General features: G+C 59.8%; 15 protein-coding genes. 8 read left to right on the forward strand and 7 right to left on the reverse strand.

The features are described from left to right. Nucleotides 1–75: 75 nt before the first annotated feature. Nucleotides 76–2,004: a sigma 54-interacting transcriptional regulator gene (locus HNQ36_RS01300; RefSeq protein ID WP_184082154.1), complete on the reverse strand. Its 1,929-nt coding sequence runs from the start codon at nucleotides 2,002–2,004 to the stop codon at nucleotides 76–78. Between the two features lie 166 nt (nucleotides 2,005–2,170). On the opposite strand from HNQ36_RS01300, the gene HNQ36_RS01305 reads away from it, so the two are divergent. From HNQ36_RS01305 to cynS, 4 genes are read left to right on the forward strand one after another with little or no spacing between them, the layout of a single operon-like run. Then, nucleotides 2,171–3,553 carry a CmpA/NrtA family ABC transporter substrate-binding protein gene (locus HNQ36_RS01305; RefSeq protein ID WP_184082155.1) on the forward strand — a complete coding sequence of 461 codons (1,383 nt, stop codon included), beginning with the start codon at nucleotides 2,171–2,173 and terminating at the stop codon, nucleotides 3,551–3,553. A 2-nt stretch (nucleotides 3,554–3,555) separates the two neighbouring features. After that, nucleotides 3,556–4,395, forward strand: coding sequence for a nitrate ABC transporter permease (gene ntrB / locus HNQ36_RS01310; protein ID WP_184082156.1), 840 nt, complete (start codon nucleotides 3,556–3,558; stop codon nucleotides 4,393–4,395). Nucleotides 4,396–4,399: 4 nt separating this feature from the next. After that, nucleotides 4,400–5,314: an ABC transporter ATP-binding protein gene (locus tag HNQ36_RS01315; protein WP_184082157.1), complete on the forward strand. Its 915-nt coding sequence runs from the start codon at nucleotides 4,400–4,402 to the stop codon at nucleotides 5,312–5,314. Nucleotides 5,315–5,340: 26 nt separating this feature from the next. After that, nucleotides 5,341–5,829: a cyanase gene (cynS, locus tag HNQ36_RS01320; protein ID WP_184082158.1), complete on the forward strand. Its 489-nt coding sequence runs from the start codon at nucleotides 5,341–5,343 to the stop codon at nucleotides 5,827–5,829. A 7-nt stretch (nucleotides 5,830–5,836) separates the two neighbouring features. Here the strand turns inward: cynS and otnK are convergent, their stop codons facing one another. Genes otnK through ltnD form a run of 3 tightly spaced genes read right to left on the reverse strand, consistent with a single transcriptional unit; the run spans nucleotide 5,837 to nucleotide 8,842 of the window. After that, nucleotides 5,837–7,111 carry a 3-oxo-tetronate kinase gene (gene otnK, locus HNQ36_RS01325; protein ID WP_184082159.1) on the reverse strand — a complete coding sequence of 425 codons (1,275 nt, stop codon included), beginning with the start codon at nucleotides 7,109–7,111 and terminating at the stop codon, nucleotides 5,837–5,839. Then, on the reverse strand, nucleotides 7,108–7,899 hold the full coding sequence (otnI, locus tag HNQ36_RS01330) for a 2-oxo-tetronate isomerase (RefSeq protein WP_184082160.1): 792 nt from the start codon (nucleotides 7,897–7,899) through the stop codon (nucleotides 7,108–7,110). The genes otnK and otnI overlap by 4 nt, the downstream gene beginning before the upstream one ends. A gap of 37 nt (nucleotides 7,900–7,936) precedes the next feature. Continuing rightward, on the reverse strand, nucleotides 7,937–8,842 hold the full coding sequence (gene ltnD, locus HNQ36_RS01335) for an L-threonate dehydrogenase (RefSeq protein ID WP_184082161.1): 906 nt from the start codon (nucleotides 8,840–8,842) through the stop codon (nucleotides 7,937–7,939). 135 nt (nucleotides 8,843–8,977) lie between these two features. Here ltnD and otnC point away from each other — a divergent pair, with 135 nt between their 5' ends. The 4 genes from otnC to HNQ36_RS01355 all read left to right on the forward strand — a co-directional run bounded on the left by otnC (nucleotide 8,978) and on the right by HNQ36_RS01355 (nucleotide 12,004). Further along, a complete protein-coding gene (gene otnC / locus HNQ36_RS01340) occupies nucleotides 8,978–9,634 on the forward strand; it encodes a 3-oxo-tetronate 4-phosphate decarboxylase (RefSeq protein ID WP_184082162.1) in 657 nt (218 codons plus the stop codon). Beyond that, complete coding sequence (arsC, locus tag HNQ36_RS01345; RefSeq protein WP_184082163.1) at nucleotides 9,631–10,044, forward strand: arsenate reductase (glutaredoxin); 414 nt, start codon at nucleotides 9,631–9,633, stop codon at nucleotides 10,042–10,044. The genes otnC and arsC overlap by 4 nt, the downstream gene beginning before the upstream one ends. A 249-nt stretch (nucleotides 10,045–10,293) precedes the next feature. Continuing rightward, nucleotides 10,294–11,571 carry a PQQ-dependent sugar dehydrogenase gene (locus HNQ36_RS01350; RefSeq protein WP_184082164.1) on the forward strand — a complete coding sequence of 426 codons (1,278 nt, stop codon included), beginning with the start codon at nucleotides 10,294–10,296 and terminating at the stop codon, nucleotides 11,569–11,571. A 100-nt stretch (nucleotides 11,572–11,671) separates the two neighbouring features. Beyond that, nucleotides 11,672–12,004, forward strand: coding sequence for a c-type cytochrome (locus tag HNQ36_RS01355; protein ID WP_184082165.1), 333 nt, complete (start codon nucleotides 11,672–11,674; stop codon nucleotides 12,002–12,004). A 29-nt stretch (nucleotides 12,005–12,033) separates the two neighbouring features. Here HNQ36_RS01355 and pip read toward each other — a convergent pair whose 3' ends face one another. The 3 genes from pip to pqqD are packed head-to-tail and all read right to left on the reverse strand — an operon-like array spanning nucleotide 12,034 to nucleotide 14,514. Next, a complete protein-coding gene (pip, locus tag HNQ36_RS01360) occupies nucleotides 12,034–13,017 on the reverse strand; it encodes a prolyl aminopeptidase (protein WP_184082166.1) in 984 nt (327 codons plus the stop codon). Beyond that, nucleotides 13,007–14,209, reverse strand: coding sequence for a pyrroloquinoline quinone biosynthesis protein PqqE (gene pqqE / locus HNQ36_RS01365; protein WP_184082167.1), 1,203 nt, complete (start codon nucleotides 14,207–14,209; stop codon nucleotides 13,007–13,009). The genes pip and pqqE overlap by 11 nt, the downstream gene beginning before the upstream one ends. Continuing rightward, a complete protein-coding gene (pqqD, locus tag HNQ36_RS01370) occupies nucleotides 14,206–14,514 on the reverse strand; it encodes a pyrroloquinoline quinone biosynthesis peptide chaperone PqqD (protein WP_184082751.1) in 309 nt (102 codons plus the stop codon). Before pqqD ends, pqqE begins: the two co-directional genes overlap by 4 nt. Nucleotides 14,515–14,516 lie beyond the last annotated feature (2 nt).

Raw genomic sequence — 14,516 nt, forward strand, 5'->3', positions numbered from 1 at the left:
CAACCTCATGGCTCGTTTTTTGAGCAGAACACCTGAACAAGCCGCTATCAAGCGCTAACAACGGGCAAGGACTGCCTAACGCATTGGCGAATCGAGGTTTCGTGCCGAAATTCCGAGCGATTTGATCCGCGACGCCAGCGTTGTCGGCTTGATGGCCAGCAGTTCCGCTGCGCCGTCCTTGCCGAAGACCTTGCCGCCGGACGCCTTCAGCGCGGCCAGAATGTTGTTGCGCTCGTGCTCCCGCATTTCATCGTCAGTCATGATGGGCTGCGGTGCACCGTTCTTCAGACGGCGCGATACGGCGAGTAATTCGGTTCCGCCTTGCTGGATCGGCAGATCAATCCGCAGCCGTCCGTTCTGGGCTAGAATGGCGGCGCGCTCGATCACGTTCTGCAATTCGCGAACATTACCCGGCCAGTCATATTGCATCAGGCGGCGCACATCGCCTTCAGACAGCCGCAGATCGGACTTGAACGATTTGCTTTCGTTGGCGAGGAAGTGTTGCGCCAGCTGCGGAATGTCCTCGCGGCGATCACGCAGCGGCACAGTCTCAACAGGAAACACATTGAGCCGGAAATAGAGGTCCTCGCGGAAACGCCCCTGCTTCACTTCCTGCTTCAGTTCGCGATTGGTGGCAGCGATGACGCGGACGTTTACCGCGCGCGTGCGTTCCTCGCCGACGCGCTCGAAATGCCCCTCCTGCAACACGCGCAGCAGCTTGCCCTGAAGCTCCAGTGGAATTTCGCCGACTTCATCCAGAAACAATGTCCCGCCATCGGCCAGTTCAAACCGTCCGATGCGGTCGCGCAACGCGCCGGTAAACGCGCCGCGTACATGGCCGAAGAATTCGCTCTCGAACAGTTCGCGCGGAATCGCCGCGCAGTTGACGCGGATCAGCGGACGGTCGCTGCGCTGGCTCGCCTCGTGAATGGCGCGCGCAATCAGTTCCTTGCCGGTGCCGGACTCGCCAGTGATCATCACTGTCGCATCGGTCGGCGCGACAAGGCTGACCTGCCGCAGCGTTTTCTGCACCGCCGCCGTGTGGCCGATGATGCCGCGCGGATTTGTCTCGGTGCGGATTTCCTCCTGCAAATAGGCGTTTTCCTGCTCGAGCCGCTCGCGCAGTTGATCAACTTCGGCAAGCGCCGCCCGCAATTTTTCGTCGGCCTCGCGACGCTGGCTGACATCGCGGAACACGATCACCGCGCCGACCACCACGCCGCGATCACGGATCGGTGTCGATGTGTATTCGACCCAGACTGGCGTGCCGTCCTTGCGCCAGAACACCTCATCATCGACCTGATGCACCGCGCCGTCACGGAACGCCGCATAGATCGGGCAGTCCTCGTGCGGATAATGCCGACCATCGTGATGGGTGTGGTGCACGGTCGAATGGATGTTGGTCCCGACAAGTTCCTCCGCTGACCAGCCGAGGATGCGTTCAGCCACCGGATTGACGAACGTGGTCTTGCCCTCCGCGTTGACTCCGTAGATGCCCTCGCCGGCGGCACGCAGGATGAGTTGGTTTTCGCGTTCAATGTCGCGGAAGACGCGCTCGACGCGTTGCCAGGCCGCGATGCCGCCGCGCATGTGATCTTCCGCCGTAAGATCGACCAGACGGCGGCGGCGCTGTTCGAGGTCATTCAGGGCCAGGAGCACAAGCGGCGTCCCGTCCTGCGGGATCAGCGAGCCGGTGTATTCCAGCCGAAGTTTGTTTCCCGCCGCATGGCGCGGGGTCAGCGACGTGGTCCAGAACGAGCCTTTGTCGAACACCGCCTGCGTGAAAACGATCAGCGCGGGCACCTGTCCAGCATGGAGCGCGCTGATTTTCATTTGCCGCAGCAGAGCGCGGTCATATCCCAACAGCGTGCAAACGGCTGGATTAGCGTCAACGATGCGGTCGCCGTGAGGGTCCAGCAGCAGCATCGGTTCGGTCGCGAAATCGAACGCCGCTCCCCACACATCGTGATCACGCGCCGAAGGTACCGATAGCGAAACGTCCATCCACCCTCACTACGAGATATCGTGATTGAATTACGACTATTCGTATATCACGATATTTCGTAACAGACAATATTACCGCTGTGCCGCAGGCACATTGATAAATCGCGCAAACCGGCAGTGGCACGACCCTTGCGTAGTGAATGGAAACATAACGCTGGAGGCTTTCATGTCCACCTTCGACAATCCGTTCGATCCGAACCGTCGCCTCTCCTCATACGGCTGCTCATGCGGCCAGCACGCGAGCGACGCCGAGCACCAAGCCGCCCTCCAGTTCCAGGCAACGCCTGCGGAAAGCGATGAGCAGCGCTACGAAGGCGTTGTCGCCTCTGCCGTGATGCGCGCGGTGTTCCCCCAGGATGCAGCTCGCCGCGCGTTCCTGAAATCAGTCGGCGCCGCCACTGCGGTCGCCGCGGTCTCGCAATTCTTCCCGCTGAAGACTGCCACCGAAGTTTTCGCGCAGGGCGCTCCGCTCGAGAAGAAAGACCTCAAGGTCGGGTTCATTCCGATCACCTGCGCCACCCCGATCATCATGGCGGCGCCGATGGGCTTCTACGCCAAGAATGGCCTCAACGTCGAAGTCATCAAGACCGCCGGCTGGGCCGTCATCCGCGACAAGACTGTCAACAAGGAATACGACGCCGCGCACATGCTCTCACCGATGCCACTCGCTCTGACACTGGGCGTGGGATCGAATCCGGTGCCCTACACCATGCCTGCGGTGGAGAACATCAACGGTCAAGCCATTACGCTGGCGCTGAAGCACAAGGACAAGCGCAACCCGAAGGACTGGAAGGGTTTCAAGTTCGCCGTGCCTTTCGACTACTCGATGCACAACTACCTGCTGCGCTACTATCTCGCCGAGCACGGCATCGATCCCGACGCCGACGTGCAGATCCGCTCTGTGCCGCCGCCGGAAATGGTCGCGAACCTGCGCGCCGACAATATCGACGGCTTCCTCGGCCCCGATCCGATGAACCAGCGCGCCGTCTACGACAACGTCGGCTTCATCCACATCCTGACCAAGGACATCTGGGAAGGCCATCCGTGCTGCGCGTTCGCGGCATCAAAGGAATTCGTCACCACGATGCCGGGCACCTACGCGGCACTGTTGAAATCGATCATCGATGCCACCGCATTCGCCCACAAGGCCGAGAACCGCAAGCAGATCGCAGAGGCGATTGCGCCGGCGAATTACCTCAACCAGCCGCCAATCGTGCTGGAGCAAATCCTGACCGGCACTTTCGCTGACGGGCTCGGCAACATCGTGACGCAGCCGAACCGCGTCGATTTCGATCCGTTCCCCTGGCAGTCCTTTGCGATCTGGATCATGACCCAGATGAAGCGCTGGGGGCAGATCAAGGGTGATGTGGACTACAAGGCCGTCGCCGAACAGGTCTACCTTGCGACCGACACTGCGAAGCTGATGAAGGAGGTCGGTCTCACCCCACCGACCACGACGACAAAGAGCTTCTCAGTTATGGGCAAACCGTTCGACCCGGCCAAGCCTGAGGAATATCTCGGCAGCTTCAAGATCAAGAAGGCGAGCTAAGGATGTCAGCGTCCTTGAGGTTTCGTGCGGCTATCGTATCAGTCGCGATATTCCTGGTCTTCATCGGCGCGTGGCATCTCGCCACGCGCAGCACCGGATCTGTCGCCGCGATGAATCCGGAATATGCCAAGCTGATGGGACTGAATGCCACGCAGGGCAAGTCGGCAATGCCAGGCCCGCTCGATGTTGGTGCGAAGCTCTGGGAGCACATCAAGCAGCCGTTTTACGACAATGGGCCAAACGACAAGGGGCTGGGTATCCAGCTCGCCTACTCCATCGCCCGTGTTGCGATCGGGTACCTGCTCGCCGTCGCTGTCGCGATCCCGCTTGGATTCCTGATCGGGATGTCGCCACTGCTCAGCAAGGCGCTTGATCCGTTCATTCAGATTTTGAAACCCATCTCGCCGCTGGCCTGGATGCCACTTGCACTCTACACCATCAAGGATTCCAGCCTTTCGGCGATCTTCGTGATCTTCATCTGCTCGGTCTGGCCGATGCTGATGAACACCGCGTTCGGCGTGTCCGCCGTGCGCAAGGAATGGATCAACGTCGCCCGCACGCTTGAGGTGGGTAATGTCCGCCGCGCCTTCACGGTGATCCTGCCCGCTGCTGCGCCGACGATCCTCACCGGCATGCGCATCTCCATCGGCATCGCATGGCTCGTGATCGTCGCCGCCGAAATGCTCGTGGGCGGCACCGGCATTGGCTACTTCGTCTGGAACGAATGGAACAACCTGTCCATCACCAACGTCATCATCGCCATCTTCGTCATCGGCCTCGTCGGCATGATCCTCGATCAAATCCTTGCGCGGTTCACGCGCATGGTCACGTTCCCGGAGTGAGGCGATGACCGACAAATTCATCTCAATCGAAGGCATCGCCAAGCGCTATCCCGCGCAGTCCGGCGGTATGACGACGATTTTCGAAGACCTGTGGCTGTCGATGCCTCGGGGCGAGTTCGGTTGCATCATCGGCCATTCCGGCTGTGGCAAGACCACCGTCCTGAACATCCTCGCCGGGCTCGATGAACCAAGCGAAGGCGCGGTGATCGTCGACGGACAGGCGATCGAAGGCACCAGCCTCGACCGCGCCGTGATCTTCCAGAGCCACGCGCTGTTGCCGTGGCGCACGGTGATGGGCAACGTCGCATACGCCGTCACATCGAAATGGCGCAAATGGGACAAGGCACGCGTCCGTGCCCACGCACAGAAGTTCATCGACATTGTCGGCCTGACCGGCTCGGAGCACAAGCGCCCGTCGGAACTGTCCGGCGGCATGAAACAGCGCGTCGGCATTGCACGCGCGCTCTCGATCACGCCCAAGATCATGCTGATGGACGAGCCGTTCTCCGCACTGGACGCACTGACACGCGGCACATTGCAGGACGAAGTCCGCCGCATCTGTCTGGAGACCGGCCAGACCGCTTTTATGATCACACACGATGTCGACGAGGCAATCTATCTCGCCGACAATATCTTTCTGATGACCAACGGTCCGGGCGCAGTGCTGGCGGAAGTTCTGGAAAACCCGCTGCCGAAGGACCGCGGCAGGATCGATCTGCACAGACACCCGCACTACTACGCGCTGCGCAACCACATCATCGACTTCCTGGTGACCCGTAGCAAAACGTTCGTGGAAACCAATAAGGATCACGATCCTCGCAATGTACCAACGGTTCGTCCCGGGTTCGCCGAGCCTGCGATCGTCAACACGACCGAGTCCTTTCAAAAGCCGCAGGCCGGACAGGCCAGCGCGCGATAAGCCGATAACCTCAAGGAGACTAGACTATGAAGCGATCCGACCTCACCGAAAAGCTGCTCGACATCAAGCGCGAGAAGGGCTGGACGTGGAAGCATATCTGCGAACAGATCGGTGGACATTCCGAAGTTCTGGTGGTGGGCGCAATCCTCGGTCAGATGAAGCTCACAAAGCCGCAGGCGGAGAACGCCGCAAAGCTGTTCGGGCTCTCCAAGGTCGAACAAGCGATGATCAACGAAGTTCCGATGCGCGGCGAAGGCATCCAGATGCCACCAACCGACCCGCTGATCTATCGTCTCTATGAACTTGTGATGGTGAATGGCCCGGCGTGGAAAGCGCTGATCGAAGAGGAATTCGGCGACGGCATCATGTCCGCAATCGACTTCGATATGGCGATGGAGCGCCTTGCCAATCCGAAAGGCGACCGCGTGCAGATCACGATGTCGGGGAAATTCCTGCCGTTCAAATACTATGGCGCGAGCGGCAACCATCTGGAATATGGCTTCAAGGAAGGATAACGACAGATCACGGCATCAGGCGGATGGCGTCGTTGAAAAAGTCCAGGCCGCCGAAATTGCCGGACTTCAGCGCCATCACAGCTTCGCCCCTACCCCAGCCGACACAACGAAGGACCGGAACGCCAGCGGCGATTTCCGGTCCAACCAGAAACGCCGGGATGCCGAGGCGATCCACCACGGAACCCGATGTCTCGCCGCCCGCAATAACCAGACGGTGCACACCGGCAGCGACAAGTCCCTCGCTGATCGCCGCCATCGTTTGCTCGATAGCGTGACCGGCCGCATCGCGCCCGTGTTTGGCTTGAAGCGCTGAAACCTGATCGGGCGTCGAACTGCTGGCAATCAGCACCGGCCCCTTGTCGATATTTGCGCGTGCCCATTCCAGTGCCCGCTCCGCCTCCGATCCACCGCCAACGATCCGTTCGGGATCGAGCCGCAGCACCGGCATCGATTTTTCCGCCTGAGCGATCTGCGCCAGCGTCGCCTGCGAGCAACTCCCGGCGAGACAAGCGACGGGTCCGCAAATCGCCTTCTGATCCGCGCCCGAGGAAGCCGGCTTGACCTTGCCTGACGCGATCAATCCTCGCGCGAGGCCAAGCCCCATTCCGGATGCACCGACCGACAGCCGATGATCGAGAGCAACCTGACCGATGATTTCAAGTTCGGGGTCAAACACCGCATCGACAACGGCAGCGCCGATCCCTTGCTTCGCCAGTTCAGCGAGGCGTGCACGGATCGCGTCAGCCCCCTTCGCGACGGTCGCGAGATCAGCGAGACCGACCCTGGATTTGCTCTGCCGCGCCAGTACCCGTACCAGATTGGAATCGTGCATCGGGTTGAGCGGATGATCCTTCAGCGGGCTTTCATTGAGTGGGACGCTGCCGACAAACAGATTGCCCTGATAGACCGTGCGCCCCGTTCCCGGAAACGCCGGCGTCACCAGCACGATGTCGTCACCCGAGTCCGCACGCAACGCATCCATCACCGGCCCGATATTTCCGGCATCGGTTGAATCGAACGTCGAGCAGATCTTGAAAAGGACATGGGACGCACCGCGGGCACGCAGCCATTTGTCGGCCTCGCGCGAGCGCGCCACTGCCTGCGACGCCTCAATGGAGCGGCTTTTCAGCGAAACCACCACGGCATCGACTTCGGGCAGCGCCAGCGCATCGTTTGGGACGCCAATGGTCTGCACCGTGCGCAACCCGCAACGAGTCAACATGTTGGCGAGATCGGACGCGCCAGTATAGTCGTCGGCAATACAGCCCAGCGCTAACGTCACGCGTGCGCTCCTGTTTTCGCGGCATACGGCGCGAACCAGCCGAGTCCGTCGACCGTATTTCCCTTCGGCCGATACTCGCAACCAACGAAGCCGTCGTAACCCAGCTGGTCGAGTTCATCGAACAGAAACGGATAATTCAATTCCTCGCCCGCCGGTTCATTCCTTGATGGCACGCTGGCGATCTGAATATGTCCAATCATCGGCATCATCTTGCGTAATGCCATGGTCACGTCGCCATGAACGATCTGCCGGTGATATATGTCGAACTGCAATTTCAGATTCGAGATTCTCAAGTCGTCGATCACACCCGCTGCAAAGTCAAAATCGTTCAGGAAGTATCCGGGCACATCCCGCGGATTGATCGGCTCCAGCATCAGATCGATGTTTTCCTTGGCCAGCGCCTCGGCGGTCCATACCACCGAGCGGCAAAACGCATCGACCGCTTTCGGATCGCGGCGGTCCGCAATGCCCGCCATCAAATGCAGGCGTTTGACGCCTGTCGCTTTGACGTAAGGAAGAGCCTGCTTGACGCTGGCCTGAACATCGGCGAAGCGATCCGGCAATGCCGCGAACCCTCGCTCACCCTTGTTCCAGTCGCCGGGAAACAGGTTGAACAGCGCCTGAGTGAGGCCGTTGCGGTGAAGCCGATCACCAACATCATCAGGCGAATGCTCGTAGGGAAACAAAAACTCTACCGCCGTGAACCCGGCCTTCGCCGCCGCATCGAAGCGATCGAGAAACGGCACTTCATTGAACATCATGCTGAGATTGGCGGCAAAGCGAGGCATCAGGCGTTTCCAGTTTTCTTGAATATATTCGGAGTCTCTAATCGCCGGGCAGCTTCGTTCCGGTCACACGCGCATACATCCGCGCAACCGATGCGTCGTCATCGCGGCCCATGCCGGCAGCGGACGTCATCAGAAACATCTGCAAGGCCGCTGCCGATACCGGAACGGGGAACTTTGCCGTTCGCGCCATATCCTGAATAATACCGAGGTCCTTGACGAAGATATCGACCGCACTGCGCGGCGTGTAGTCGCCGTCCAGCACATGCGGCATCCGGTTCTCGAACATCCACGAGTTACCGGCGGATGCCGTGATCACCTCATAAACCTTGGCGATGTCGAGACCCTGCTTCGCCGCGAAGGCCATAGCCTCGCTGGCGGCGGCGATATGCACGCCAGCGAGAAGCTGATTGATCATCTTGAACGCCGCGCCCTGCCCCGGCTGATCGCCCAGTTCGTAGAGTTTCGCCGACATCGCGTCGAGCGCGGGCCGTGCCTTGGCGAATGCAGCCTGGCTGCCCGAAGCGAGAATGGTCAGTTCACCCTGCGCGGCGCGCTGCGCGCCTCCGCTGATCGGGGCATCGAGATAATGCCTGCCGCTCACCTCAAGCTGCCGGGCCAACCGCCGGGCAACGTCCGGATCCATAGTCGCGGACGATATGAAAACCGCACCTTTCGGCAGTGTTTCGGCCACGCCTTGAGCGCCGAACAGAATGGTTTCGGTCTGCATCGCGTTGACGACGACGCTGACCACGGCATCGGCGTCCTTCGCCGCTTCCGCCGGTGACGCAGCGCCCTGTCCGCCCTCAGCGACAAGCCGCGCAATGACTTCAGGTGCGACATCGCAACCCGTGACGTCGAAGCCAGCACGTTTGAGCGACAGCGCCATGCCAAAGCCCATCGACCCGAGACCGACGACTCCGACGCGCCCCACTTTGACGGACATATTTCCTCATTTTGTTGCTTGCTCGTACGTTGGCGTCGAGCGGTTAGAGGTTTGGTAGCATGGCTAGCGGCCCGTCCAAAATGGCATTTGAGCCACGCGTAAAACCGTGAGAAAACGCGACCCGAAAGGCGCCCCATGACGGAAACAAGACTTCGCGATCAAATCTGCCAGTTCGGCCGCTCGCTGTTCGAACGAGGCCTGACCCCGGGGTCTTCGGGAAACATCAGTGTCCGCCTTGACGACGGCGGCTGGCTGGTCACACCGACCAACGCCTCGCTCGGCTTCCTCGAACCCGCGCGTCTTTCGCGGCTGGACGGATCCGGGCACCTGCTGTCAGGGGATGCGCCGACCAAGGAGATCCCCCTGCATTCGGCACTTTATGAAACCAGACGCGGCGCAAGGGCTGTTGTGCACCTGCACTGTGCGCATTGTGTCGCCGTATCCATGCTTCCGGAGATCGACCCGAAGGCAGCGCTGCCGCCGCTGACACCCTATTACATGATGCGTTGTGGCGCGACGGCGTTGCTGCCCTACTACCGTCCGGGCGATGCGGCGGTCGCCGATGCGATCCGCGGGCTCGCCGGAAAATACTCCTGCGTGCTGCTATCCAATCATGGTCCGGTGGTTTCCGGCGATACGCTCGAAGCTGCCGTCTTCGCCACGGAAGAGCTTGAGGAAACGGCAAAGCTCTATCTGATGACCCGTGGCATGAACCCGCGAACACTGACGCCGGAGCAGGTCACCGACCTTGCTGCGGCATTTGGGAAATCGAAACCGGATACAACGTCATGACTGTCACCATCTATCACAACCCTGCTTGCGGAACATCGCGGAACACGCTTGCGATGATCCGGCAGAGCGGCGAAAAGCCAACCGTCATCGAGTATCTCGATACACCGCCTTCCCGCGACCAACTGGTCGCTCTGATCAAAGACATGAACATTCCGGTGCGCGCTCTGCTCCGTGAAAAAGGCACACCGTTCGCAGCGCTCGGCCTTTCCGACCCGACCTTGACCGACGACCAGTTGCTGGATGCGATGATGGCGCACCCGATCCTCATCAACCGACCTATCGTTGTGACGCCCAAAGGCGTGCGCCTCTGCCGTCCTTCGGAACTGGTGCTTGAACTGCTGCCAAATCCCGTCGCCTCGTTTGTCAAAGAGGATGGCGAGGTCGTTGGTGTCACACATAATCTGCCTTGATAAAGACGCGCGTCAGCCGGCAGGTATCGCAAAAACTGATCCGCACGACATTGGAGTCTTGGCGTGATCCCGGCTCGACCGGCGTAGAGTCTTGCCTCCATCACAAATCACATTCGCGCGATACCATCGCGACGAAATGCTGCGCCGCCAGAAAAACTTCTGAAGCGCATCACCTTGCTTAACGGCAATGACGCGATAGGCTCTCGCCCGTAAAACGCCAAAAATCAGACCCCACCGGGAGGATAAATCATGTTTTACGCTTTCAAAAATCACGCCCTGACTTCAGCCGCAGCCGCTGCGTTTTTGTGCGCATCGGCAATTTCTGCATCGGCTCAAGCCCCCAACAACAATCTGGACAAGCTCGGCAATTTCCAGAAGACCGGCGTCACTGAAATTCCAACCGTTCCGCAGACAGGCCGCAAGGTCGATGCGATCAAGGCCAATCTCGCCAAGATCAAACTGCCGCCAGGCTTCAAAATCAGTCTTTATGCGCTCGTTCCCGATGCGCGGCATATCGCCGTCGGACCGCAAGGTGTCGTGACGTTCGTCGGCACGCGAAAGAGCAAGGTCTACGCCGTCACCGATCGCGGCAAGGCTGGTTTCGCGGAGGAAGTGAAAGAGTTCGCGCCGTCCGTCAGTTTCACCATCCCGAACGGCGTCTGCTTCTCCAAGGACGGGTTCCTCTTCGTCGCTGAACAAAATCGTATTCTCAATTTCCCTGCCGCCGAATTCTTCTATGAAAGCCCTGATATCGCTGTCGCGGTGGTCGTTCCGCAGGGCGAACTGATCCCCAAGGACGATGAAAGCTTCAATCACACCGCTCGCGTCTGCCGTGTCGGCGCGGACAACAAGATCTATGTCTCTCTCGGGCAGCCGTTCAACGTGCCGGCGAAGGACAAGCTCGAAGGCTACGCGAAACATGGCATCGGCGGCATCATCCGCGTCGATCAGGATGGCAAGAACAAAGAAGTTTACGCCCAAGGCGTCCGCAATTCGGTCGGTATGGATTTCAACCCGAAGAACAACCAGCTCTGGTTCACTGACAATCAGGTCGACGGCATGGGCGATAACATCCCGCCCGGCGAGCTGAACCGCGCTACCCAAATCGGCCAGAACTTTGGCTTCCCCTATTTCGGCGGCGGCAAGGTCCGGACCGTCGAGTACAAGGCTGACACGCCGCCGGCCAACGTCGTGTATCCGGAAGTCGAGATGGACGCCCATGCGGCCGACCTCGGCATGACGTTCTATAACGGCAAATCTTTCCCGGCCAAGTATCGCGGCGGCATTTTCTCGGCCCAGCATGGATCATGGAATCGCACTGATCCGATCGGCGCACGGGTAATGTTCACTTCGCTTAAGCCCGATGGCAGCGCCGACAAAACGGAAGTCTTTGCGTCCGGTTGGTTGACCCCGGATGGCGAGTACACGGGACGGCCTGTCGATATTGCCACGCTGCGAGATGGCTCGATGCTGGTGTCCGACGATCTGGCCGGCGCGTTGTATCGGATCACCTACGACGGAAAATAGGCACCGGATTGAACATCAACTGCCGCGAGACAGGTCATAGCCTGCTCGCGGCGGATCATCATGAACACATCGCGTGACCAACCAAAACGGAAAAAAGAAAATGATCGCGCGCGTATTTGTCAGCCTTTTCACCCTCGGCCTCCTGGGTTCCTTGATGGGCACGGCTCATGCTGCCGACGTAAAGGCCGGACGTAAAAAGGCTCAGATGTGCGCAGCCTGTCACGGCATCGACGGCATTTCCAAAATGCCGATGGCACCCAATATCGCTGGTTCCCCCGCGATGTATCTGGAAAAGCAAATGAAGTCCTTCCGCTCCGAGGAACGCAAGGACGAGACCATGAATGTGGTTGCGAAGCCGCTGTCCGATGCGGACATCGCCGATCTCGCGGCATGGTATTCAGCGCTGACGGTCGACGTCACGCTGCCAAACTGAATTCGCGCAGAAAACCGCGATACTCAGGTCTATGCGCGCGAAAGTTCATTGATAGCTGCAATCACCGCGTCCCTCACACCGGGATCATATAGCGAATGGCCAGCGGCCTCGACCATTCGCAAGGTGGCGTCTGGCCAGGCCTTCAGCAATGCATGCGCGGTCGAGGGTGGACAAAGCAGATCGTAACGCCCCTGCACGATCAGGCCGGGAATCCCTTTTAACTGTCCGGCATTCGCCAAAAGTTGTCCGGGTTTCAGGAAGCAACCGTTCTGGAAGTAGTGAGCCTCCATGAACGGCGTCGATGGAAGCCCGCGCTCGACATTGTTGACCGCGGCAAGATCAAGCCGACTTTTTGATGGTTTGTGATCGGACAAAACGCGCTCGGTATCGTGCCAGGCGCGGGATGCAGGTCCATGAACCGCGGGGTCGGGATCGAGAATACGCCGCCAATAGGCGTGAAGCGGTTGTGCGCGCTCCTCCAGAAGAAGCAGATCGAGAAAATCATCGTTCAGGTCCGGGTAGAGACGCGGCAGGGTGTCGAGAAATGCGCCTTCCAGCTCATCGCCCGTCCCGAGAAACGTCGCGCGCAGAACAATGCCGCTGACGCGTTGCGGTTGAGCTTGTGCATAGGCTAGTGCCAGGGTCGCCCCCCACGAACCGCCGACGACAAGCCATTGCTCGAACCCGAGGCTCTCGCGGATGACTTCCATGTCTGAAATCAGATGCGGTAGCGTGTTGGCTTCGCGCGATCCCTTGGGGCGGCTCCTGCCCGCGCCGCGCTGATCGAATAGCACCGCATGAAACCGCTGTGGGTCGAACAATCGCCGATGATCGGGCTGGCAGCCGCTGCCGGGCCCGCCATGCAGATAAACCGCAGGAATGCCGTCCGGACAACCGACCGTCTCAACATAAATCTCGTGGCCGTCGCCAACCGCCATGTGCTGCACGGAGAGCGGCGCAAAGCGATCTGCTCGCTTGCTTGAGGTCGCGGTGTCAGCGGCGTCAGGCCCCATGCGTGTCTGCCTCGAGCGTGCCGCCGGCGAAATTGCGATAGATGAAACGCCGATTGTCACCGGCAGCCTCGCTCATCGCCGTTTTGAATATCTGTTCGTGCATGGGAGAGAGCGCGCAGGCCGGATCGGTGTTGGCCGCATTCCCGGTCAGTGCAAAGGCCTGACAGCGGCAGCCGCCATAATCGACCTCCTTGTACGCGCAACTTTGACACGGCTCCGGCATCCAGCCGGTTCCGCGATAACGGTTGAACGCTTCAGAGTTCTGCCAGATCCATGCGATCGGATGATCCCGCACCGACTCGAATGTCAGACCCGTGATCGTTTCCGCCGCATGGCACGGCAGGATCTTGCCTGACGGCGAGATGTTGAAGAACTGCCTTCCCCAGCCGCCCATGCATTTCTTGGGACGCAACGCATAGTAGTCCGGTACGACGTAGTCGATGGCGAGAATGCCTTTCAGCCGCACCTGCGCCTCTTCAACGATGCGGGAGGTCTCGTCGATCTGATCCATCGTGGGCATCAGCGACGCGCGGTTCTTCAGCGCCCAGCCGTAATACTGGACATTGGCGACTTCGAGCCTGTCGGCATCGAGATCGACAGCCATCTGAATGATGTCCGCGAGCTGAAACAGGTTCTGACGGTGCATCACCGCGTTCACCGTCAGCGGCAGACCAAGCTCACGAGCCCAGCGTGCAACCTCGATCTTCTTCGCATGGGCATGCTTCAATCCGGCGACGCGGTCGGCAACACCCTCCTCACTACCCTGAAAACTGATCTGGATGTGACAAAGCCCCGCATCGGCCAAAGCGGCGAGTTTGTCCTTGCTCAGCAGCACGGCAGAGGTGATGAGGTTTGAATACAGTCCGGAATCTGTGGAGTGCTGAACGATCTCAACGAGATCCTTGCGCGCCGTGGGCTCCCCGCCGGAAAAGTGAATCTGGAGTACGCCGATTTCGGCGAGTTCGCTCAGCACGCGCTTCCACTCAGCCGTGGTGAGCTCTGCGCCGCTGCGCTCAAGCTCCAGTGGATTCGAACAGTATGGACATTGCAGCGGACAACGATGCGTGAGTTCCGCCAGGACCGCCAGTGGAATGCCAAAGGTTTCCGCCTGCGACTTGCGCGCCTCCAGCACCGCCAATCCGTCGGCGGGATCGGCGCGAACAGGAGAAGCATCGGTCAGCGTCGGACTCATGATTTGGTGTCCTGTGCCTCGGCGAGAAAGCCTTTTTCGGCGAGATCCCGCAGCATGGCAATGACATCGGTGCCGATCAGGCCACGATCAGCGGCATACTTCGCGGCCAGCACGTCGATGATCTGATCGACACTACGGACGCCATCGCAGAGTTGCAAAATTTCTACCGCAATCTCATCCGGTGCAAGCACCCTCTCAGGCACCAGAATGACCCAAACCTGACGCGCTTCGTCGAATTTCAGTTTGGCGTGCCGCGCCAGAACGGGACGGCTTCCTTCAGTTATGTCGATCCGCCGGCTTCGCAATG

The organism is Afipia massiliensis (assembly GCF_014203115.1).
Lineage (GTDB): Bacteria > Pseudomonadota > Alphaproteobacteria > Rhizobiales > Xanthobacteraceae > Afipia > Afipia massiliensis.

What these genes read in the sequence shown, in the direction of transcription:
- ntrB (WP_184082156.1), top strand. Translation starts at nt 3,556, where the DNA reads ATGTCAGCGTCCTTGAGGTTTCGTGCGGCTATCGTATCAGTCGCGATA.
- pqqE (WP_184082167.1), bottom strand. Translation starts at nt 14,209, where the DNA reads ATGAGTCCGACGCTGACCGATGCTTCTCCTGTTCGCGCCGATCCCGCC.
- otnI (WP_184082160.1), bottom strand. Translation starts at nt 7,899, where the DNA reads ATGCCTCGCTTTGCCGCCAATCTCAGCATGATGTTCAATGAAGTGCCG.
- HNQ36_RS01300 (WP_184082154.1), bottom strand. Translation starts at nt 2,004, where the DNA reads ATGGACGTTTCGCTATCGGTACCTTCGGCGCGTGATCACGATGTGTGG.
- HNQ36_RS01305 (WP_184082155.1), top strand. Translation starts at nt 2,171, where the DNA reads ATGTCCACCTTCGACAATCCGTTCGATCCGAACCGTCGCCTCTCCTCA.
- cynS (WP_184082158.1), top strand. Translation starts at nt 5,341, where the DNA reads ATGAAGCGATCCGACCTCACCGAAAAGCTGCTCGACATCAAGCGCGAG.
- arsC (WP_184082163.1), top strand. Translation starts at nt 9,631, where the DNA reads ATGACTGTCACCATCTATCACAACCCTGCTTGCGGAACATCGCGGAAC.
- HNQ36_RS01350 (WP_184082164.1), top strand. Translation starts at nt 10,294, where the DNA reads ATGTTTTACGCTTTCAAAAATCACGCCCTGACTTCAGCCGCAGCCGCT.
- ltnD (WP_184082161.1), bottom strand. Translation starts at nt 8,842, where the DNA reads ATGTCCGTCAAAGTGGGGCGCGTCGGAGTCGTCGGTCTCGGGTCGATG.
- pip (WP_184082166.1), bottom strand. Translation starts at nt 13,017, where the DNA reads ATGGGGCCTGACGCCGCTGACACCGCGACCTCAAGCAAGCGAGCAGAT.
- HNQ36_RS01315 (WP_184082157.1), top strand. Translation starts at nt 4,400, where the DNA reads ATGACCGACAAATTCATCTCAATCGAAGGCATCGCCAAGCGCTATCCC.
- otnC (WP_184082162.1), top strand. Translation starts at nt 8,978, where the DNA reads ATGACGGAAACAAGACTTCGCGATCAAATCTGCCAGTTCGGCCGCTCG.
- HNQ36_RS01355 (WP_184082165.1), top strand. Translation starts at nt 11,672, where the DNA reads ATGATCGCGCGCGTATTTGTCAGCCTTTTCACCCTCGGCCTCCTGGGT.